General features: G+C 67.1%; 18 protein-coding genes. 15 read left to right on the top strand and 3 right to left on the bottom strand.

Annotated features, from left to right (window positions below; genetic code table 11):
• Positions 1-43 precede the first annotated feature (43 nt).
• Positions 44-871, top strand: coding sequence for an HAD family hydrolase (locus ACFWPK_RS26060; protein ID WP_378920024.1), 828 nt, complete (start codon positions 44-46; stop codon positions 869-871).
• 92 nt (positions 872-963) lie between these two features.
• Here the strand turns inward: ACFWPK_RS26060 and ACFWPK_RS26065 are convergent, their stop codons facing one another.
• A complete protein-coding gene (locus tag ACFWPK_RS26065) occupies positions 964-3,294 on the bottom strand; it encodes an N-acetylmuramoyl-L-alanine amidase (RefSeq protein ID WP_378920026.1) in 2,331 nt (776 codons plus the stop codon).
• Positions 3,295-3,511: 217 nt separating this feature from the next.
• On the opposite strand from ACFWPK_RS26065, the gene ACFWPK_RS26070 reads away from it, so the two are divergent.
• Positions 3,512-4,984 (top strand): SpoIID/LytB domain-containing protein, encoded by a 1,473-nt coding sequence (locus ACFWPK_RS26070; RefSeq protein ID WP_378920028.1) that lies wholly within the window; start codon positions 3,512-3,514, stop codon positions 4,982-4,984.
• 3 nt (positions 4,985-4,987) lie between these two features.
• On the opposite strand, the gene ACFWPK_RS26075 is transcribed toward ACFWPK_RS26070, so the two are convergent.
• Positions 4,988-5,488: a MarR family winged helix-turn-helix transcriptional regulator gene (locus ACFWPK_RS26075; protein ID WP_378920030.1), complete on the bottom strand. Its 501-nt coding sequence runs from the start codon at positions 5,486-5,488 to the stop codon at positions 4,988-4,990.
• A gap of 103 nt (positions 5,489-5,591) precedes the next feature.
• On the opposite strand from ACFWPK_RS26075, the gene ACFWPK_RS26080 reads away from it, so the two are divergent.
• Complete coding sequence (locus ACFWPK_RS26080; RefSeq protein ID WP_378920032.1) at positions 5,592-6,542, top strand: EamA family transporter; 951 nt, start codon at positions 5,592-5,594, stop codon at positions 6,540-6,542.
• Positions 6,543-6,554: 12 nt separating this feature from the next.
• Here ACFWPK_RS26080 and ACFWPK_RS26085 read toward each other — a convergent pair whose 3' ends face one another.
• The gene (locus tag ACFWPK_RS26085) at positions 6,555-7,181 is read right to left on the bottom strand and encodes a TetR/AcrR family transcriptional regulator (protein WP_378920034.1); all 627 of its coding nucleotides are present in this window, start codon (positions 7,179-7,181) and stop codon (positions 6,555-6,557) included.
• A 104-nt stretch (positions 7,182-7,285) separates the two neighbouring features.
• Here ACFWPK_RS26085 and ACFWPK_RS26090 point away from each other — a divergent pair, with 104 nt between their 5' ends.
• The 12 genes from ACFWPK_RS26090 (at position 7,286) to ACFWPK_RS26145 (ending at position 20,360) form a co-directional block, all read left to right on the top strand.
• Positions 7,286-7,996, top strand: a complete 711-nt coding sequence (locus tag ACFWPK_RS26090; protein WP_378920037.1) for an SDR family NAD(P)-dependent oxidoreductase — start codon at positions 7,286-7,288, stop codon at positions 7,994-7,996.
• Between the two features lie 55 nt (positions 7,997-8,051).
• Entirely contained in the window at positions 8,052-8,813 is a 762-nt protein-coding gene (locus ACFWPK_RS26095) for a MerR family transcriptional regulator (protein WP_378920039.1), read from the top strand.
• 200 nt (positions 8,814-9,013) lie between these two features.
• A complete protein-coding gene (locus tag ACFWPK_RS26100) occupies positions 9,014-9,424 on the top strand; it encodes a hypothetical protein (RefSeq protein WP_378920041.1) in 411 nt (136 codons plus the stop codon).
• Positions 9,425-9,501: 77 nt separating this feature from the next.
• Positions 9,502-10,047, top strand: a complete 546-nt coding sequence (locus tag ACFWPK_RS26105) for a hypothetical protein (protein WP_378920043.1) — start codon at positions 9,502-9,504, stop codon at positions 10,045-10,047.
• 92 nt (positions 10,048-10,139) lie between these two features.
• The gene (locus ACFWPK_RS26110) at positions 10,140-10,808 is read left to right on the top strand and encodes a hypothetical protein (RefSeq protein WP_378920045.1); all 669 of its coding nucleotides are present in this window, start codon (positions 10,140-10,142) and stop codon (positions 10,806-10,808) included.
• Between the two features lie 173 nt (positions 10,809-10,981).
• Complete coding sequence (glf, locus tag ACFWPK_RS26115) at positions 10,982-12,220, top strand: UDP-galactopyranose mutase (protein WP_378920047.1); 1,239 nt, start codon at positions 10,982-10,984, stop codon at positions 12,218-12,220.
• 71 nt (positions 12,221-12,291) lie between these two features.
• Positions 12,292-14,214: a glycosyltransferase gene (locus ACFWPK_RS26120; protein ID WP_378920049.1), complete on the top strand. Its 1,923-nt coding sequence runs from the start codon at positions 12,292-12,294 to the stop codon at positions 14,212-14,214.
• Between the two features lie 26 nt (positions 14,215-14,240).
• On the top strand, positions 14,241-14,837 hold the full coding sequence (locus ACFWPK_RS26125) for a phosphatase PAP2 family protein (protein WP_378920127.1): 597 nt from the start codon (positions 14,241-14,243) through the stop codon (positions 14,835-14,837).
• A 65-nt stretch (positions 14,838-14,902) separates the two neighbouring features.
• Positions 14,903-15,835 carry a decaprenyl-phosphate phosphoribosyltransferase gene (locus tag ACFWPK_RS26130; protein ID WP_378920051.1) on the top strand — a complete coding sequence of 311 codons (933 nt, stop codon included), beginning with the start codon at positions 14,903-14,905 and terminating at the stop codon, positions 15,833-15,835.
• Positions 15,836-15,839: 4 nt separating this feature from the next.
• Positions 15,840-17,735, top strand: coding sequence for a flagellar motor control protein ZomB (gene zomB, locus ACFWPK_RS26135; RefSeq protein ID WP_378920129.1), 1,896 nt, complete (start codon positions 15,840-15,842; stop codon positions 17,733-17,735).
• A 189-nt stretch (positions 17,736-17,924) separates the two neighbouring features.
• Positions 17,925-18,995, top strand: coding sequence for an alpha/beta hydrolase (locus tag ACFWPK_RS26140; protein WP_378920053.1), 1,071 nt, complete (start codon positions 17,925-17,927; stop codon positions 18,993-18,995).
• 303 nt (positions 18,996-19,298) lie between these two features.
• Positions 19,299-20,360, top strand: coding sequence for an alpha/beta hydrolase (locus tag ACFWPK_RS26145; RefSeq protein WP_378920055.1), 1,062 nt, complete (start codon positions 19,299-19,301; stop codon positions 20,358-20,360).
• Positions 20,361-20,518: the final 158 nt, after the last annotated feature.

Below are 20,518 nucleotides of genomic sequence, written 5' to 3' on the forward strand. Positions count from 1 at the left end.
AGTCCGGCGTCCCCGCGTGGCGACGTGCGGCAGGATAGATGGGATGACGCACCTGCACCCGAAACCGCAGCTGGTGGCCAGCGACGTCGACGGCACGTTGATCGACGACTCCGACAAGGTCTCGGCGCGCACCAAGGCCGCCGTCGGGGCGCTCGTCGCCGATGGCGCCACCTTCGTGCTCGCCACCGGCCGCCCGCCGCGCTGGATCGAACCGGTGGTCAGCGAACTCGGGTACGCACCGCTCGCGATCTGCGGAAACGGCGCGGTCATCTACGACAGCGCCACCGATCGGGTGCTGTCCAGCCACACCCTCGATGTCGAGACCCTGAGCTGGTTGGCCGAGGTCGCCGAACACGCGTTACCTGGTTGTGGGCTGGCGACCGAGCGGGTCGGGGCCAGCGCGCACGACGCCGTGACCCAGCAGTTCGTGAGCTCGCCGACCTACGAACACGCCTGGCTCAATCCCGACGACACCGTCGTCTCGCACGCCGAGGTCATCGACTCGCCCGCGATCAAGATGCTCATCCGGCTCAGCACGGCCCGCAGTTCCGAGATGCGCGCCGCCCTCGCCCCGCTAATCGGCGACCGCGCCGAGATCACCTACTCCACCGAGAGCGGGCTGATCGAGCTGGCGGTGCCGCAGGTGACGAAGGCATCCGGGCTGGCCGAGGTCGCCCGGCTCATCGGCGTCGAGAATTCCTCGATCGTGGCGTTCGGCGATATGCCCAATGATGTGCCGATGCTGGCGATGGCCGGGCACGGAGTCGCGATGGGGAACGCGCATCCGGAGGCTCGGGCGGCGGCAGACGAGGTGACGGGCAGCAATATCGACGACGGTGTGGCGATGGTGCTCGAGCGTTGGTGGCGCTAGGCCCAGCGACGAAATAAACCCAGCGACGAAATAAAACGGCCGGTGCCCCTCGCTCGGAGGATGCACCGGCCGTTCTTCGCCGTGACCGGGGGTTAGCCGGTCGGGGCGGGTTCGGGGACCGGCGGGTCGGCCGGGACCTGTTCGACGGGGACGGGTGCGGCAGCCGGGGCCGGTGGTTCGGCGGGTACCTGCGGGCCTGCCGGAATCGCGAGCCCGAGCGTCGGCGCGGTCTGCGTCTGGCCCGGCTTCGGCTGTCCGTTCATTTCCTGCTTGTAGGTCTCGTCGTAGGTCTTCCAGAACGTCGTGACGATGCCCGTGAGCTCGTTGAGCACCAGTGAACCGTGCTGGAAATCGGTGCGAAGACCGTTCGGGACCAGGTAGGAGCCGGTGGTCGGCAGGCCGAGCACGCCGGAGTCGGCGCCGAGGCTCAGATAGCGGTCGAGAATCGCGCCGACCACCTCGAATACCTCAGCGCCCTCGCCCGAATAGACGAAACCGTTGGCGAACTTCGCGTACTGACGGCCCTGCGCGCCCGCGATCAGGTCCGACTGCGGCGCGCCGAGTGGACCGTCGACCCCGCCCTTGGCCACCCAGTGCTTGGCGATCGCGTTGTCGCCGGACAGGCCGAGGAACTTGTCGACCATCGCGCCCAGCTCGGCCATATTGCCCTGCGGTGCGCGCGCCTGCTGGCTCGGCGGACGATTCACCGTCGGGGGTGAGGTGTAGGTGCCGGAATTGCCCGCCGCGATCCCGCGGATGCGGTCCATCAGCGCGTAGGCGGCGTCGCCGGGGCAGTCGGTATTGCCGACATCGCGGTGCGCGAACACCACCGGCAGGTCGACCGCTTCGTCGTAGGCGTACGGGGTGAACTCGGTGCCCTCGGAGTACATCGTGGTCGTGCCCTTGGGATTGATCCCCGCGAGCTTGGACCGCCAGCCGATGAACTTGCCGATCGCGTTGATCGCCTCTTTGCTCGGCTCCTCGGTCTCGTAGTTGCCCATCAGCGCCACACCGGCGGTGTTCTCGTTGAAACCGCCCGCGTGCGCGCCCTGCACCGCACGGTCGAGGCCGCCGTAGCGGCCCTCGAAAATCTGGCCGTACTGGTCGACCATCGCGTTGTAGCCGACGTCGCACCAGCCGAGCGTTTCGGCGTGATAGGCGTAGATCGCGCGGACGATGCCCGCCGATTCGGAGCGGCTGTAGTCGTTGCGACCGGCCGTGTGGTGCACGGTGATGCCGCCGAGGCCGTCGTCGTAGGTGGGTTCCTGGCAGCGGATCGATTCGTCGGCACCCCACTGCGCGCGGGTGATGACCTTCGGTCCGCCACCGGGCAGCGCCGCGGCGACGTCATTGAGCGCGGCATCGATCGCGGCCCGGCCCGGATTGATCAGGATGGCCTTGAGTGCGGCCTCGGTGAGGTGGGCTGGGTCGTGGTCGTGGTCTGGGCCCGCGGCGGGCTTGCGGGTGACCAGCATCTGCACCGCGGTGGTCTCGCCGACGTAGATCGGTTCGGTACCGGTCGGCGCGTCGGCGGGGGTGTGATCGGTGGCCCTGGTGTCGAGCGGGTCGGCGTCGTACCAGGGGCCCCAGTTGCCGTCGAGCTGGCGGGCACGGAGTTTGGTGGTGGTGTTCGCCAGGTCGCGAGCGGTGATGGCGACCATGCTGAACGGGGTGTCCTGGGTGAGTTCCTTGACCTGCGCGCCCACCTGGTCGATGACGTCGGAGCTGACCGCGCCGGGGGAGAGGGCGGGGGTGTCGGGGGTGGTGCCGGGTTCGAGGTTCTCCGGGTCAGCGATGAATTTCGCACCGCCGGCACGGCTTTGGGAAACCGGTGTGCCGGTGGGAGGTGCGGCCGCAGCGGGTGGCTGGGCAGCGGGCGCCGGTGCGTCCGGGGCCGGAGCTGGTGCGACCGGAGCAGGTGCGACCGGAGCAGGCTGGGCTTGGGGTGCCGCGGCCGGGGGAGCAGGGGGTGCGGTGGGGACCGACGTGCTCGGGACCGGTGGGCGGGCAGGCGCGCCGGCGGCCCCGGGTGCCGCGGCGCCCGGTGCGGCCTGCTGCGTCGGGGTCGGCTGCGGTTTCGTCGGCAGCTGCGGCAGCTGGATCTCGGTGGGCAGCGCCACGCCCGGGGGTACCGGCAATCCCGGGGGGATCGGGATCGAGGCCGGCAGCTGCAACATGCGCAGGTCCGACAGGTGTAGGTCGGGGAGGTCGAGACCGGTCAGGTCACGCAGCGGGACCGTGATGTCGGGAACCGAGGTCAGCGCGATCTCGGCCAGCTGCGTCGGCACGGCCGTGACCTGGGAATCGTTCGCGCTGCGGTAGTCGGTCGAGTCGCTGAGCGCGAACGCGCCGACCGGGGCGGCGACAACAAGGGTGGTGACCACCGGGAGCACGTAGGAACGTTTCGGCTTTCGGTATCGCACGTGCGACTCCTATCAGGGTCGAGCTCGTGTTTTTCCGCGCATGTGATGCTTGCTTCCTCTAACCTCACGCATCACACTAGTTAACATACGTCACACATCTCAACCTCAACTTGAGGATTATGTGATTGCTCGAATGTAGCCCTCGGATCCCGCTCGGCGACGACGACATGCCGACGCGAGCTCCGCCGGTCGAACCGCGAAACCGTGGGAGCGCAGTATGAGAGCGGACACCAAGATCACCCGCAGTAGCGGCCGTGGCACCCGTCGCCGGGTTGTGCCGGTCATCTGGACCGTGCCGCTGCCGGTGCTGGTCAGTGGCACTGTGCTGGCGTTGACCGGGGCGATCGGGCTGTGGCAGATCCTGCCGGGTCAGATCGCGCCGACCGTCGGCGCGGGACACGGCCGCGGCATGAGCCAGGTCGGCGCCTTCGACAACGCGCGGGCGGGCTGGTCGGCCGAGGAGATTCTCGGCCACTACTACCCCGGGGCAGATCTCGGGCAAATCGGGCCGACAACGATCGGCGTCCGGCTCCAGGCCCAGGACGACGCCACCCTCGACACCTTCGCCGCCGCCGGTGCGCAGGTCGCGGGCCGCACCATCGGCCCCGGCGACGCGGCCCATCTCACGCCGCTGCCCGACGGCGGGGCGAACGTGGTCGTGACCGCGGGCTGCGACGGAGAAGTGTTGTGGCAGGACACGACCGACGACCCGTTCGTCTATCCGGTCGGCGCCGGTGCGGGCAGGCCGGCCGAGGAACACCTGACCCTCTGCGGGGGCACCGCCTATCGTGGCGCGCTCGGTGTGGCGCTCGAAGGCGAGGCCTATCGCACCGTCAACCAGGTGGACCTCGACGATTACCTCGCCGGCGTACTGCCCGCGGAAATGCAGGCCAACTGGGCCGACCAGGGTGCCTTCGAAGCCCTACGCGCACAAGCGATCGCGGCCCGTTCCTATGCTCTCGCCGAGAGCCGCTACGACTACGCGCAGACCTGCGACACCACCGACTGCCAGGCGTATCCCGGTACGGTGAAAGAGGATTCGCGCAGTACCGAGGCCGTCGCCGCCACCACGGGCACGGTGTTGTTGCGTGACGGGCAGATCCTGCGCTCGGAATACTCCGCGGCCCCTGATGGCGGTCGGCCCGCCGATATCGAAACCTTCGCGGTCGGACCGGCGCCGAGTGAACTCGTCGAATCCGCCCCGGCCCCAGCGGTTCCCGCCGCACCGGCGCAGCCGGATCTGACCATCGAGGCGCTGGCGGGTGAGTCGGTGATCGACACCGAGTACCGCCGCATCGGCGGTGCCGACAGTGCGGTGGGTGAGCCGATCGGGCCGGAAATGCTGCTGCCGCAACGGGCAGGCACGTATCGGATGTACACGAACGGTGTCATCGTCGCGACGCAGACGCTCGGCGCGCAGGTTGTCGACTTCTCCACGCTGCTCCATCTCGTGCCCGACGCGGGTGATCAGTTGCCCGCGACGGCTTCGGGTCGGCCCAAGCTGAAGACGCCGGAAGGTGTTTTGCCCCAAGTTGTTTCGCCTGGTGGTACGCAGGGCGTGCAGTTTCCCTCGGAGGCCGAGGTCAGGGGCGAACCCGTGTACGGCCCGGTGAACCCCGCCGCTGCACCCGGCACGCATGGCGTGGAGTACGGCCCGGCCGCTGCTCCCGGCGTACACGACGGGGAGTAGGTCTCAGTCCAGAGTGGTGTCGTTCAGCGCGACGGCCAGAGTGCGCAGCAGGTCGGCGAGCTGCCCGCGGTCCGTGGCGCCGAGGGCGGAGAGCAGGCGCTGCTCGTTGGCCATGTGCAACGGCAGCAGCCGGTCCACGAGTTCGCGGCCCTCGGTGGTGAGCTGCACGAAGACCGAGCGGCGATCGTCGGCGGAGGGGACGCGCCGGACCAGGTCCTTCGCTGCCAGCCGGTCGATGCGGTTGGTGATGGCGCCCGAGGTGACCATCGCGGCACGGTTGAGCGCGCCCGCGGTGAGGCCGGTCTCGCCGCCGGAGCGACGCAGCGTGGCCAGCACGTCGAACTCCCAGAATTCCAGGCCGTGACCTGCGAAGAAGCGTTTCAGGTCCTGCTCGAGGACACGCGAGAGCCGGGTGATCCGGCCGACGATCGCCATCGGTGACACGTCGACATCCGGGCGCTCGATGTTCCAGTGCTCGGTGATCAGGTCGACAGCGTCGCGCATCCCATTTCCCTCTCGGTTGAAACTCTTAACGTTCATCTACTTGACGTAGAGATACGTCGGCGAGTAGATATTTCAATGTTGAGATTATCAATCAGGAGTGAACATGACGACCGCAACCCGCTCCACCGGCTACGCGAGCACCCTCGCGCTCACCGCTCTCACCCCGATCGTGTGGGGCTCCACCTACGCCGTGACCACCGAATTCCTGCCCCCCGACCGGCCGCTGTTCACCGCGCTCATGCGCGCGCTCCCCGCCGGGCTGGTGCTGCTCGCGCTGACCAGGGTGCTGCCGCACGGCAAGTGGCTCGGCCGGGCCGCGGTGCTCGGCGTGCTCAATATCGGCGTGTTCTTCCCGCTGCTGTTCCTGGCCGCGTATCGGCTGCCGGGTGGTGTCGCCGGGGTGCTCGGTGCGGTCGCGCCGATGTTCGCGCTCGGATTCGCCGCCGTGCTGCTGGCCGAAGCGCCGACAAGGCGGAAGGTGATCGCGGGTGTCGTCGGCGTGTTCGGTGTCTCGCTGGTCGTGCTCCGCGGCACCGCCGAACTCGATCTGATCGGCGTGGTCGCCGGTCTCGCCGGTGCGGCCTCGATGGCGGCGGGAACCGTGCTCACCAAGAAATGGGGACGCCCCGATGGTGTCGGCCCGCTGGCGATGACCGGCTGGCAGCTCACCGCGGGCGGGCTGTTCATCGCGCCGCTGGCCCTGCTCATCGAAGGTGCGCCGCCCGCGCTCGACGGCGAGGCTATCGGCGGCTATCTCTACCTAGGCATCATCGGTACCGCGCTGGCCTATTGGCTGTGGTTGCGCGGAATCTCGCGTGTACCAGCGACTTCGGTCGTATTCCTCGCCCTGCTCAGCCCGGTGTCGGCCGCGGTGATCGGCTGGATCGCGCTGGGGCAGGCGCTCACCACGCTGCAGATTCTCGGTCTCGGTATCGCCCTTGCGGGCACCGTTCTCGGCCAGATTCCTGCCAAGTCGAAGGTCGCTGAACCTGCTGAGGTATCGCCTACGGGTCCGGCAGTGCCGATTCTGGTTTCGGCGACGAGTCGAGTCTGAATCGCTGAGCGGTCAGCCGCGCATCGCCTGCATCAATTGGTCCTCGGTGAGGGCCGGAATCGGCAGGGGGTGTGCGGCTTTCGCGCGCAGGCCGTCGAAGATGAAGGCGAGATTGCGGCGCCAGATGTCGGGGGCGACGGTGCTGGTGGCGGCGAGAACGCTGGTGTGGGACCAGGTGATGAAGGCGATGTCCTCGAGGGTCCAGTCGGGGCGGAGGGCGCCTGCCTCCTGAGCGCGGACGACGATGCGCCGCATGAGTCCGTGCCCGTATTCGCGGGCGCGTTCGACGCCGGCGCTGGGGGCATTGCGCAGGGCCAGATCGCCGAGGATGCGGTCGGCCGCCTGGAGTTCGCAGACCTTCTCGACCAGGAACACGAACGATTCCCACGGATCGGTGAGTTCCATGGCCTGTTCGGCGATCCGGCTGCCAGCCTCCATGCGGTCGGCGACGGCGGCGGCGATCAGGGCGTCGCGGGTGGGGAAGCGGTTGTAGAGGGTGCCGATCGCGACACCCGCGCGGGCGGCGATGTCCTTGAGCGGGGCGTCGAGGCCGCGTTCTTCGAAGACCGCGCGGGCCGCCGTCACCAGCGCGACGCGATTGCGTTCGGCGTCACTGCGCAACGGCTTGTCCTCGGGCATCCGCCGATCCTACAAATCCGGCGCGCGAAATATCTTGAGCATGGGTTCAACTTAATGCTACGTTCGGGATAACTTGAACCAACACTCAACTTATGAGGTATCGGATGAGTACGCTCGCGATCTTCGGCTACGGACCAGGGCTCGGCGCAGGCACGGCACAACACTTCGGCCGCAACGGTTTTCGAATCGCGGTGATCGGACGAGATCCGGTAGCGCGTGCCGCGGCTCTGCGCGCGGAGGGAATCGAGGCCGAACCGTTCGCCGCCGACGTCACCGATCCCGCCCAGGTGCTCGACGTGATCGGCCGGATCGAGCAGAAGCTGGGGCCGATCGACGTCGCGTTGCATTCGGCGGCCGCCGATATATCGGTGCGCAGCGCCTCGACCGTCGACATCGACCGGCCGTCGCTCGAGCTGCCCTTCGCGCTCAAGGTGTACTCGCCGATCCACCTCACCCGCGCCCTGCTGCCCGCGATGATCGCCCGCGGCAGTGGCACGCTGCTGTTCTCCTCGGGTGCCTCCGAACAGCATCTACAGCCCTACCTGGCCAATGTCGGTGTCGCGCTCGGTGCGCAGCGCGCTTACGTGCGGCAGCTGGCGGGCGAGCTCGAAGGGACCGGCGTCTATGTCGGGCTGCTCGCCATCGGCTCGCTCATCGAGAACAGCGCGGCCCAGCGGATCGTCGACGCGAATCCCGACCTCGTGCCCGCCGGGCTGGTGCTACCGCGAGTGGACAACGACGAGCTGGGCGCGCGGCTGTGGCGGATGTACACCGAGCGCGACACGGTGGAGGTCGAAGTCGGCTTCGCCTCTTGACCTTGACGTAGCGTCAACTTGCAGAGTGGAGGTACCGACGAGAAAGGAGCAGGTCATGGTGGGTGAATGGTCCATCCAGGACCTCGCGAAGGCCGCGGGAACCACCAGTCGTACGTTGCGCCACTACGGGCAGCTCGGGCTGTTGGAGCCGAGCCGGATCGGGGCCAACGGCTATCGCTATTACGACCAGACCTCTCTCGTTCGACTGCAGCGAATTCTGCTGCTGCGCGAACTCGGCCTCGGCCTTCCCGTGATCGCCGAAGTCCTCGCCGGTGAACAGGACACCGCCGGTGCGCTGCGGACCCACCTGGAACTGCTTCGACAGCAGCAGGATCGGGTGGCGCGGCAGATCGAGTCGGTGTCGACCACTTTGCACAAGACAGAAAGAGGTGAACCGCTCATGGCCGCAGAGGTTTTCGACGGTTTCGACCACACGCAGTACAAGGACGAAGTCACCGAGCGCTGGGGTAAGCAGGCCTACGAGAGCGGTGATCGCTGGTGGCGTTCGCTGACCGACGCCGAGAAGAAGGGCTTCCAGCAGACCCAGCTCGACATCGCCGCCGACTTCGGAAAAGCCTTCACCGCAGGACTTCCCGTGGACGGTGACGTTGTCCAGGCGATCGTCGCCAGGCACCGCGCCTGGCTCGGTGTCGGCGGCACCCAGGGCAAACCGGTGTCGAACGAATACCTGCTCGGACTAGGCGAGATGTACGTCGCCGACCCCCGCTTCCGGGGCAACTACGACGTACACGGCGAAGGCGTGGCCGAGTACATCCTCGAAGCCTTCCGCGCTTACGTCGCAGCCCATCCCGCCTGAACGGCCAGTGGGCGAGAGGTCGAACAGCGAGCGGACAAACGTGTCCGGATTCCGGGCGGAGGTCTGCTCGCTGCCTGCTCTCATCGAGTCGACGATGGATTGATTCCCGGGACAACGCCCAGCTCGCACAGTCGAACACCCCGCGTCCGCCGGTTCCGCCGTATAACTGACGGCGACGTCGACAAGTAGCGGGGACAGTGGTGGAACAGGTGCGGCCCGAGCGGCCTTCGCGCGCGGTGACCGCGCTGATCGCGGGCTGGCTCGGGGTGCTGGTCGGCGGGGCGGGAATCTTCGTCGGCACGGCGACCGCGGTGCTGCGGGCGGTCGGGCGCGAGATCGACCTCGACTATGTGGGCGCGGGGATCGTCGGTGGGCTCGGGGTGGTGTATCTGCTCGGGGCGGTGCTGTTGTTGCGGCGGCGGATGCTCGGCAGGCGCGTGCTGCTCACCATGGCGGCGGTGATGGCTGGGGCGACTTTGCTGGTCATCGTGCTGAATGGGGCCAGTCACGGATGGCGGTTCGGGCCGCTGGATTTCTGGCTGGTGGTCAATGTGGTGATCCTCGCGCTCAGTCTGAGCGAGCCGACGCGGCGCTGGACCACCACGCGGTAGGCGTATCTCGCGCCGTGCGCGGCTGAGGAACGGTGCGTGGCCGCGCCCATCAGGGCCGTACGGGATACGGTCGGGGGATGGTCGTGCTGGAGACGAAGTCGAAGAGCGGCGAGGTGGCGGCGATGGTGGCCGGGTGCCTCGCGGGGATCGCCGCGGTGGCGAACCTGGTGGGGGCCGTGGTTCTCGTGCGGTCGTTCCGGAGCGATCCGGGCGAGCTCGACGACTCGCTGACCCTTTTCGCCACGCTCGGCGCGCTGGTGTCGGTGTTCGCGTTCGTTTACGGTGGCGTGCTTCTGGCGCGCCGGGACGAGGCCGGGCGGTGGCTGATCGTTGTCGCCGCGGGCGCGCAGCTCGTCCTCGGAATGCTCGGCCTGCTCGCCTCGCTCGTGAACTACGACTCCGGGTACGGGATCCACTGGTTCGCCGACGAACCCGTGATCCGGTCGATTCTGGTCGGCCTCGGCGGGGTACCCGGTGCGGTGACGGCGATCGTGAACCACAGCTGGGCGGCGGCACTCTCGGGCGCCGTGTTCGGCGGGGTCGTGCTGTTGGCCGCGGCACTGCCGTGGACGGCGGCCTACACGCTCGCTCGCCCGGAAGACGTTGTCGGACCGAACGTATAGTTTCAGCAGGTCAGCATTACCGCGGACGGTGCTGCGAGGCCGGGACACAAGATAGCGGCTTCAGGTACAGCTCGCCAGGAGGGGGAACAACCATGGGGTATCCGTACGGCCCACAGCAGGGCCAAGACCCGTACGCGGGGCAGGGGTACGCGCAACCCGGCTACGGACCCGACCCGTACGGCGGCCAGCCCGGCTACGGTGCACAGCCTTACGGTGCTCCCGTTCAAAATGGTTATGGCGCACCAGCTTACGGTGCCGCACCCTACCCGTACGCGCCTGGTTACGGTCAGCCGCGAGCGGGTGGCGGTACGGCTATCACCGCCGCGGTGATCTCGCTGCTGCTGTCATTGCTCGCACTGGCGGGCATCGGCATCGCCGCGGCGATCCTGATCGGCGAGGACACCGGCAGCGTTGCCGGGGACGAGGTTCGAAACGCGGCGACCGTCAGCTTGCTGATCGGATCCGCGGTCTGCCTGCTGTGGCTGCTCGGCGCGATTCTGCTGTTCCGCCGCAAGACCGCGGGTCGGGTGATCCTTATCGTCCTGTCCGGGCTCGGCCTGGTGTTCAGCGTGCTCTCGACCGTGCTCCCCCTGGTGACCGGCAATGGCGCCGCGGGGAACGAGGCGACGATCGTGCTGATCGGCGGTGTGGTGGGCGGCGCGGTACCGCTGCTGATCTTCCTGCTCGCTGTCGCCCCATCCACGGGCCGCTGGATCCGCGCCGGGCAGTCGGGCGGCTATCAGCAGTACCCGCAGTACTGACCGGTGGCGGCACCAGCCACCTGACGCTGGATCAGAGCCGGACGGCCGGCGCAGCGGTACCGACGGCGGCCTCGGGCTACGTCTCTTTCCTGAAGGGATGAATCGGCCCTGGTCAGGACGTGGTCGGAGACTCCGCCGGGACAAACGGTGGTCTTCCGATACGCTGGGCACCCGTGACCGCCGCATCGTCCTCGGGTAACTCCGTCAACGCAGATTCCAACGCCCCGGCAAACCAGTACGACCTGATCGTGGTCGGCTCCGGTTTCTTCGGGCTGACCGTCGCCGAGCGTGCAGCGAACGTGCTGGGCAAGCGGGTGTTGGTGCTCGACCGCCGCTACCACCTGGGTGGCAACGCCTACTCGGAGCCCGATCCGGAAACCGGTATCGAGATCCACAAGTACGGCGCGCACCTGTTCCACACGTCGAACAAGAAGGTCTGGGATTACGTCACCCAGTTCACCGAGTTCACCGGGTACCAGCACCGGGTGTTCGCGATGCACAAGGGCCAGGCGTACCAGTTCCCGATGGGGCTCGGCCTGATCTCGCAGTTCTTCGGCCGTTACTTCACCCCGGAAGAGGCCAAGGCGCTCATCGCCGAGCAGGCCGCCGAGGTCGAGACCGGTGACGCGCAGAACCTCGAGGAGAAGGCGATCTCGCTGATCGGCCGTCCCCTCTACGAGGCGTTCGTGCGCGACTACACCGCCAAGCAGTGGCAGACCGACCCGCGCGAGCTGCCCGCGGGCAACATCACCCGCCTGCCCGTGCGCTACAACTTCGACAACCGCTACTTCAACGACACCTTCGAGGGTCTGCCGAAGGAGGGGTACACGAAGTGGCTGGAGAACATGGCCACCTCCGACCTCATCGAGACCAGGGTGAACACCGACTGGTTCGACGTGCGGGACGAGATCGTCGCCGCCAGCCCGTACGCCCCGATCGTCTACACCGGCCCGCTGGATCACTACTTCGACTACGCCGAAGGTGAATTGGGCTGGCGCACCATCGACTTCGAGACCGAGGTGCTCTCCCAGGGTGACTACCAGGGCACCAGCGTCATGAACTACAACGACGCCGACGTCCCCTACACCCGCATCATCGAGCCGCGCCACTTCCACCCCGAGCGCGACTACCCGACCGACAAGACGGTCATCATGCGCGAGTTCTCCCGCTCCGCGCAGACCGGCGACGAGCCGTACTACCCGATCAACACCCCCGACGACCGTGCCAAGCTCCTCGCCTACCGCGAGCGGGCCAAGCAGGAAACCGCGGAGAAGAAGGTGCTGTTCGGCGGCCGCCTGGGCACCTACCAGTACCTGGACATGCACATGGCGATCGGTTCGGCGCTGAGCATGTTCGAGAACGTGCTGCGTCCGCACCTGGAATCCGGTGCGCCGTTGGTGGATCAGGCGTGAGCGGTCAGCGCCCGGAGGAGGCAGCCCGCGTAACCACGCAGGGCGCCCGAGCACGCCAGGAAGGACGCAGCATGACCAAAGCCATGCTCGAAGACGTGACCACCGAAACACGCGCCATCTCGCTGCTGCAGCGGGTCATCCTGCCGCGGCCGGGTGAGCCCCTCGACGTGCGGACCCTCTACCTGGAGGAATCCACCACCAACGCCCGCCGGGCACACGCCACCAGCCGTACCGCGCTCTCGATCGGCGCGGAGTCGGAGGTGTCGTTCTGCACCTACTTCAACGCGCTGCCCGCCAGCTACTGGCGTCGCTGGAGTGTGCTGGGTTCGGTGGTTCTGCGACTGGAACTGGCCGGGCACGGCCGCGCCGACGTCTACCGCTCCAAGGCCGACGGTTCGCGAATTCACGTGCAGGGCAAGGAGTTCGCCGTCGCCCAAGGCGCGGACTCGGTGGTCGTGGAGTTCGAAACCGATCTCGGCCCGTTCGAGGACGGCGGCTGGATCTGGTTCGACATCACCACCGACACGGCCGTCACGCTGCTGTCCGGTGGTTGGTACGCACCGCAGCAAGCGCCGGGTACGGGCTCGATCGCGGTCGGCATGCCCACGTTCAACCGGCCGACCGACCTGGTCAAGACGCTCGGCGCGCTCGGCTCGGATCCGTTGGTGCTCAGCAACATCGCCGCGGTGATCGTCGCCGACCAGGGCAACCGCAAGGTCGTCGACGAGCCCGGTTTCACCGAAGCCGCCGCGACCCTCGGTGACCGGCTCGCCATCTGCGACCAGCCCAACCTCGGTGGTTCCGGCGGGTACAGCCGCGTCATGTACGAGGCGCTGAAGACCGATGCCGAGTACATCGTCTACATGGACGACGACATCGAGATCGAGCCCGACTCCATCCTGCGGGCCCTCGCGTTCTCCCGGTTCGCGAAGTCGCCGCTGCTGGTGGGCGGGCAGATGCTGAACCTGCAGGAGCGTTCGCACCTGCACAGCATGGGCGAGGTCGTCGACCGCTCGATCTTCATGTGGTCCTCGGCGCCGAATGTCGAATACGACCACGACTTCTCGAAGTACCCGCTCAAGGATCGCGACAACTCCAAGCTGCTGCACCGGCGCATCGACGTCGACTTCAACGGCTGGTGGACCTGCGTGATCCCGCGTCAGGTCGCCGAGCAGATCGGTCAGCCGCTGCCGCTGTTCCTCAAGTGGGACGACGTCGAGTACGGCCTGCGCGCGCGCGAGGCCGGTTACCCGACCATCACCCTGCCGGGTGCGGCCGTCTGGCATATGGCCTGGTCCGACAAGGACGACGCCATCGACTGGCAGGCCTACTTCCACCTGCGCAACCGCCTCGTCGTCGCCTCGATGTACCTCCCCGGCGACGGCAAGCCGATGATCGTCAACACGATCAAGGCCACCCTCAAGCACCTGCTGTGCCTGGAATACTCCACGGTCGCCATCCAGAACGAGGCGATCCGCGACTTCCTGGCGGGCCCGGAGGGTCTGTTCGACCTGCTCCCGACCGCGCTCGGCAAGATCCACGGCATGCGCAAGCAGTTCCCGGACGCTGTCGTCGTGCCCTCGTCCACCGAACTGCCACTGGCCAACCGCCACGGTGTCGGCGCGGTCGGCGAACCTGGCAACCCTCTCTCGAAGGTCGCGCGCCTGGCGAAGGGCGTGGTGCACAACTTCCGCAAGGCCGACCCGGCCGCCTACGAGACCCCCCAGCTCAACGTGCCGACGCTGGACGCGCGCTGGTACCTGCTCTCGCAGGTCGACGGTGTCACCGTGACCACCGCCGATGGACGCGGCGTCGTCTACCGCAAGCGTGATCCGCGCCAGGCCCGCGACCTGCTCAAGGAAGCGATGCGCCTGCGCAAGGAACTCACCACCCGCTTCCCGGAGATGCAGCAGCGCTACCGGGCCGCGCACGCCGAGCTCACCAGCACGGCGGCGTGGGAGAAGACCTTCGGCCTGAACGGAACCGCGAAGTGACCAACACCGAACTGCCCGAAGTGGAAATGGCCGAGGAAGGCTGCTGCGGCGGCTGCGATTGCAGTGGCGACTACGTAGAGGTCCCGGTCGAGGTCGCGATCCTCAACGCCGTGCAGGGCACCATCGGCACCAGCCCGGCTGTCGTCTCCGCCGCGCGCGGCATGTCGCACTTCGGCGAGCACGCGCTCGGCTGGGTCGGCATCGCCGCCGCGGGCTGGCTGGTCGACAAGCCGCGTCGGCGTCAGTGGGCGGGTGTCGCGGTTGGTGCGGTCGGCGCGCACGCCGCGTCGATCGTGATCAAGCGGATCGTCCGGCGTCCGCGACCCAACGATCCGTCGGTGCAGGTCAACGTGTCGACGCCGAGCAAGTTGAGCTTCCCGTCCTCGCACGCCACCTCCACCACGGCGGCGGCGGTGTTGCTCGGCCGCTTGACCGGGCTACCCTTGCCTGCGGTGATCGTCCCACCGATGCTGCTGTCCCGGGTTGTGCTCGGGGTGCATTACCCTTCCGACGTGATCGCCGGTTCCGCTTTGGGGGCCGCGTCGGCTGCTGCCGTGCTAGCCGCCGAAAAGAGACTCCGCCCTGGCGGCGAGCTCAAAGCCCGGAGGCGGAAGCTTGCGTAACCACGCAGGGCTTGTGAGCGCCAGAATGGAACACAGTGACCGCAACTGAAAGAACTTTGGCTGAGATGAGCGAAGAACCGTCCGCCGCCGTCCTTGACGAGGGTGCTGTGAAGGGCCCGCCGAAGACGCTGCTCGGTGGTGTCATCAAGGCCATGCGCCCACGTCAGTGGGTGAAGAACGTCCTGGTGCTCGCCGCACCACTCGCCGTCGGACCGGAAGCGGTCGGCGACGCGGGCGTGCTCGTGAATGTCGCGATCGCCTTCATCGTGTTCTGCATGGCGGCCTCCGGCATCTACCTGGTCAACGACTCGCTCGACGTCGACGCCGACCGGGCCCACCCGACCAAGCGGTTCCGGCCGATCGCGGCGGGCGTCGTTCCTGTCAACCTGGCTTACGCGCTGTCGGCGGTGCTGCTGATCGGTTCGATCGCCGGTTCGTTCCTGGCGTCCTGGCACCTGGCCGTGGTGATGGCGATCTACATCGGCATCCAGCTCGCCTACTGCCTCGGCCTCAAGCACCAGGCCGTGCTCGATATCTGCATCGTGTCCTCGGGCTTCCTGCTGCGCGCCGTCGCCGGTGGAGCGGCCGCCGATATCGCGCTGTCGCAGTGGTTCCTGCTGATCATGGCGTTCGGCTCGCTGTTCATGGCCGCGGGCAAGCGCTACGCGGAACTGCAGATCGCGCTGGACACCGGCGCCAAGATCCGCAAGTCGCTGGAGTACTACACCCCGACCTACCTGCGCTTCATCTGGACGCTCGCGGCCACCGCGGTCGTGGTCTTCTACGGTCTCTGGGCATTCCAGCAGGACTCGGCTAGAGACACCCAGTGGTATTCGATCTCGATGATCCCGTTTACCATCGCAATCCTGCGTTACGCGGTCGACGTCGATGGTGGCGAGGCCGGTGAACCCGAAGAGATCGCGTTGGGGGACCGCATCCTGCAGTTCCTCGCTATTGCCTGGATCGGAGCGGTAGGTGTCGCTGTCTATCTCACCTGACGAGATGCTGGTAGCGGAGCAGGATTCAACCGAAGACGAGCAGCTACGCGACGACGAGTCGCCGCGTAGCGACGCGCGTTCCTCGGTTCTGTCCCGCGCCATCTTTGTCGGTGGGGTGGTACTCACCGCCGCGCTGTTCACGGTGGGTGCGTGGCAGCGGCGCTGGATCGCCGATGACGGCCTGATCGTGCTGCGCACGATTCGCAACCTGCTCGCGGGCAACGGCCCGGTCTTCAATGCCGACGAGCGGGTCGAGGCCAACACCAGCACGGCGTGGACCTATCTGGTCTGGTTCTTCTCCTGGCTCACCCAGGCCCGCCTCGAGTACGTGGTGCTCGGGGTGGCGCTGGTGGTTTCGGTGCTCGCGGTGGTGTTCGCGATGCTCGGCACCGCGCGGCTGTGGGGCGGAACCAGCGGTCAGCTGCTGATTCCGGCCGGTGTGCTGGTGTACATCGCACTGCCGCCCGCGCGTGATTACGCCACCTCCGGGCTGGAGAGCGGTCTGGTGATCTGCTGGGTCGGGCTGCTGTGGTGGCTGATGATCCGCTGGAGTCAGGCCGCTGTCGTTCGCGTGCCGAGCCTGCTTGGCCTGGTCTTCCTGGCCGGGCTCGCGCCGCTCGTTCGCCCCGAGGCCACGCTGATCGGCGTGCTCGCGCTCGGCATGATCTTCCTCGCGCCGCTGCCGCAGTTCCGGTTCGGGCCGATCGCGTTGCGCGCGCTGATCGTGTTCGTCGCCGGGATCGTGCCGGTGGGATACCAGATCTGGCGAATGGGCTACTACGGCCTGCCCTACCCGAACACCGCGGTCGCCAAGGACGCGGGCGGTGCCAAATGGGGACAGGGTGTCACCTACCTGTGGGACCTGGTCGGCCCGTACTACCTGTGGATTCCGCTGCTCGTGCTGCTGATCGCCGGTGTGGTCGCGGGGATCGCGCGTGGCTTCGCGCTGCCGCGGTTGACGGTGGCGGGTGTGCGGTCATGGCTGCGTTCGCCGAGCGCGGTGGTCGTCATGGTGCTGGTAAGCGGCCTGCTGCTCACCGTGTACGCGGTGCGCGTCGGTGGCGACTTCATGCACGGGCGAATGCTGCTCACCCAGCTGTTCCTGCTGCTGTTGCCGGTGGCCGTCGTTCCGCTCCCGACGCGGTCGCGGAAATCCGGTTGGTCCATCGCGGTGCTGCTGATCGCGTTGCTCGGCACCGCGGGCTGGTCGCTGTACGCGGCGAGCACCACCGCGATCACGACCGGCACCAAGATCCGCTCCTCCGGCATCGTCGACGAGCGCATCTACTACGTGCTCAACACCGGCAAGGACCACCCGATCCTGGCCGAGGACTACCTCGACTACCCGCGCATGCGGGCCATGGTCAACGACATCGCCGCCAACCCCAACGGCGGCCTGCTGCTGAACTCGCCCGCCTTCACGTTCTGGTACCTCGACCCGCCCCCGCAACCGATCCCCGAGGGCGGTTCCGGGCACACGGTCTACTTCCTGAACCTGGGCATGACGAGCATGAACGTGCCACTCGACGTGCGGGTGATCGACCCGATGGGCCTGGCCTACCCGCTGGCCGCGCATTCGGACCGGCTCGCCGACGGCCGCATCGGCCACGACAAGAGCCTGCTGCCGGACTGGGTGGTGGCCGACTCGGGCATGGTCGACCTCCACCCGTGGATGCCCTGGTACATGGACGAGAAATGGGTCACCCAGGCCCGCACGGCGATGTCTTGCCCGCAAACCCAGGCGCTGATGATCTCCACCCGCGATCCGATGACGTTCGACCGGTTCAAGCACAACTTGCGCCACGCCATGACGTTCGCGAAATACCGCATCGACCGGGTGCCCAAGTACGAAATCCAGCGATGCGGACTCGTGGATCCGTTCCCCGAACCGCCTCGCTGAAACCCCTCGGCCTGGGTTTTTACAGTGGCGTTCGCCGCTAAATCACTTTTCGGTAACGCCAGGCTATCGATGTAGCGATATGGTCACTGAGGAACGAGACCCGTCGGCGCACTGGTGTGCCGGTATCTAGTCGGCGGTCATTGCAACCGCGGTTCCGCGCGAACCGCTCGAGGAAAGGCCCATAACAGAATGCGTGGCGGACGTCTCAGAGCCCGGGGAGCCGGCTGGCTCAAACGATCGGTGCTTCTCTCCCTGGCTGTACTGCTGCCGATCGGTGCGGCGGTGGCCGGTCCCACCGGCACCGCGACGGCGGCATTCGACCCCACCGGTTTCGACTTCTGGGTCGACTCGGAGATGGGCCCGATCAAGTCGCGGATCTTCCGCGCGGCCGATGGCAACACCAATCGGGTCGTGTACGCGCTCGACGGTATGCGTGCGGGCGACGACCTCAGCGGCTGGGAAAAAGACACCAATGTCGCCCGTGCGCTGATGAACGCCAACATCAACGTCGTGATGCCGGTCGGCGGCCAGTCCAGCTTCTACGCCGACTGGAACGCCCCGAGCAGCTTCTTCGGCCTCGACGCCGGTTCGGGTGGTAGCTCCACCGGTTCGGCGGCTACCGGTTCGGCGATGACCGGTTCGTCGGTCGCGCCCACCCAGGTGGCAGGCAAGAAGAACACCTACAAGTGGGAAACCTTCCTCACGAGCCACCTGCGCAACGCGCTGTCGGCCCGTCTGGGTTTCAACCCCAACAACAACGGCGTGTTCGGTCTGTCGATGGGTGGCTCCGCCGCGCTGACGCTGGCCGCCTACCATCCCGACCAGTTCAGCTTCGCGGGCTCGTTCTCCGGGTACCTGAACATCTCGGCGCCCGGTATGCGTGAAGCCATGCGTGTGGCGATGGTGTCGGCAGGCGCCTTCAACATCGACGCGATGGCACCGCCGTGGGGCCAGCAGTGGTTCCACATGGACCCGTTCGTGTTCGCTCCGCGCCTGGTCGCCAACGGCACCCGTATCTGGGTCTCCGCGGCCAGCGGTATCCCCGGTGCGGGCGATGTGTCCAACCCGATGGAGATCGTCCAGGGTGTTCCGCTCGAGCTGCTCGCGATGGTGAACAGCCGCGCGTTCCAGGTACGCATGGCCACCCTCGGTGGCGGCAACGCCCACTTCGACTTCCCGATCACCGGCGTGCACAACTGGCGCAACTGGGAAACCGAGGTCAACCGCATGATCCCGGATCTTTCCGCGAACATCGGCTAGTAAACCCCGCTAGACCCTGAAACCCGCCCGGTGCCTCGTCAGCACCGGGCGGGTTTCTCGCTTTTTCGTCACGATCCGAGCGATCTGTGGTGACGAATCATGTGCGACAGATCACCGGGAGTTGTGCTCCGGGTCACTTTCCAGCAACATGTAGACCATTCGTCACCGATTGATACACAGTGAGCATGCGTCGAGGTTGAATCGTCCGTTTTGCCCTGGATTGGTTCTTCTCGACGTCCGATGAGGGATCCGACTGCGTAGCTCGGTATTTGCGCATTCGGTCTGCGAGAAAGGTCTAGTCGAATGCGAACACTGCGCCGCAAGCGTGGGCCCGTGAAGACCGCAGCCCCTGGTTCGTGGGCTCGGCGCTGGGCCGCGGGCGTATCCATGGCTCTACTCGTTCCGATCGCGACGGCCGTCACCGGGGGGATCGCGCCCGCTTCGGCCGGCTTCAACGGCAATGCCTTCGACTTCTGGGTCGATTCCGGGATGGGTCCGATCAAGTCACGCGTGCTGCGCGCCGCCGATGGCAACACCAATCGCGTCGTCTACGTCCTCGACGGTATGCGCGCACCGGAGCACCTCAACGGCTGGGAGATCGAAACCGATATCCCCAATGCGCTGGCCGCGGCCAATATCAATGTGGTGATGCCCGTCGGTGGTATGTCGAGCTTCTACGCCGACTGGAACGCGCCGAGCGATTTCTTCGGCATCGCCGGCAATGGAACGCCTGCCTCGGGTTCCGGTGCGGGCAACGCGCTGTCCGGCGGGCCGGGAAAAAGCTACCGATACCAGTGGGAATCGTTCCTCACCGGCGACCTGCGCAACGCACTCGCCGACCGGCTCGGCTTCAACCGCTTCCGCAACGGCGTGTTCGGCCTGTCGATGGGCGGCTCGGCCGCACTGACGCTGGCCGCCTACCACCCGGACCAGTTCTCCTTCGCCGGTGCGTATTCGGGCTACCTGAACATCTCGGCCCCCGGCATGCGCGAGGCCATCCGGCTCGCGATGATCGACGCGGGCGGCTACAACGTGGACGCCATGGCGCCGCCGTGGGGCCCACAGTGGCTGCGGATGGATCCGTTCGTGTTCGCCCCCAACCTGGTAGGCAACAACACCCGGCTGTGGATAGCGGCGGGCTCGGGCTTGCCGACCAATACCGACGGCCCGAACATGAACACCGTCAACGGGATGGCGCTGGAAGCCTTGGCACTGGCCAACACCAAGGCTTTCGAAGTCAGGATGGCGACACTGGGCGCCCGTAACGTCACCTACTCTTTCCCGGCCTTCGGCATCCACGCCTGGAACAACTGGAATGACGAGGCCCTCCGGATGATCCCGGATTTGTCGAACAATATTGGTTGACACCACGATCATTGGTTGACACCACGAACCGGGGGCCCTCAATAGCAGCCACGCCTAGGTCTTGGCCGGGGCCCTGGCCCTGGGGCCAAAATGTAAAAAAAACGCAGGCCGATAAACCAATCCCACACCCACATAAACCCAACTAAGAGCCAAGGAGT

It is taken from the genome of Nocardia sp. NPDC058519, assembly GCF_042719755.1.
GTDB lineage: Bacteria > Actinomycetota > Actinomycetes > Mycobacteriales > Mycobacteriaceae > Nocardia.

Excerpts from the sequence above, each read along its gene's own strand:
- ACFWPK_RS26090 (WP_378920037.1), top strand. The coding sequence starts at position 7,286 with ATGAGTACGCTCGCGATCTTCGGCTACGGACCAGGGCTCGGCGCAGGC.
- ACFWPK_RS26140 (WP_378920053.1), top strand. The coding sequence starts at position 17,925 with ATGCGTGGCGGACGTCTCAGAGCCCGGGGAGCCGGCTGGCTCAAACGA.
- ACFWPK_RS26120 (WP_378920049.1), top strand. The coding sequence starts at position 12,292 with ATGACCAAAGCCATGCTCGAAGACGTGACCACCGAAACACGCGCCATC.
- ACFWPK_RS26105 (WP_378920043.1), top strand. The coding sequence starts at position 9,502 with ATGGTCGTGCTGGAGACGAAGTCGAAGAGCGGCGAGGTGGCGGCGATG.
- ACFWPK_RS26080 (WP_378920032.1), top strand. The coding sequence starts at position 5,592 with ATGACGACCGCAACCCGCTCCACCGGCTACGCGAGCACCCTCGCGCTC.
- ACFWPK_RS26130 (WP_378920051.1), top strand. The coding sequence starts at position 14,903 with ATGAGCGAAGAACCGTCCGCCGCCGTCCTTGACGAGGGTGCTGTGAAG.
- ACFWPK_RS26075 (WP_378920030.1), bottom strand. The coding sequence starts at position 5,488 with ATGCGCGACGCTGTCGACCTGATCACCGAGCACTGGAACATCGAGCGC.
- ACFWPK_RS26060 (WP_378920024.1), top strand. The coding sequence starts at position 44 with ATGACGCACCTGCACCCGAAACCGCAGCTGGTGGCCAGCGACGTCGAC.
- ACFWPK_RS26145 (WP_378920055.1), top strand. The coding sequence starts at position 19,299 with ATGCGAACACTGCGCCGCAAGCGTGGGCCCGTGAAGACCGCAGCCCCT.
- ACFWPK_RS26110 (WP_378920045.1), top strand. The coding sequence starts at position 10,140 with ATGGGGTATCCGTACGGCCCACAGCAGGGCCAAGACCCGTACGCGGGG.
- ACFWPK_RS26070 (WP_378920028.1), top strand. The coding sequence starts at position 3,512 with ATGAGAGCGGACACCAAGATCACCCGCAGTAGCGGCCGTGGCACCCGT.
- ACFWPK_RS26095 (WP_378920039.1), top strand. The coding sequence starts at position 8,052 with ATGGTGGGTGAATGGTCCATCCAGGACCTCGCGAAGGCCGCGGGAACC.
- zomB (WP_378920129.1), top strand. The coding sequence starts at position 15,840 with ATGCTGGTAGCGGAGCAGGATTCAACCGAAGACGAGCAGCTACGCGAC.
- ACFWPK_RS26125 (WP_378920127.1), top strand. The coding sequence starts at position 14,241 with ATGGCCGAGGAAGGCTGCTGCGGCGGCTGCGATTGCAGTGGCGACTAC.
- ACFWPK_RS26085 (WP_378920034.1), bottom strand. The coding sequence starts at position 7,181 with ATGCCCGAGGACAAGCCGTTGCGCAGTGACGCCGAACGCAATCGCGTC.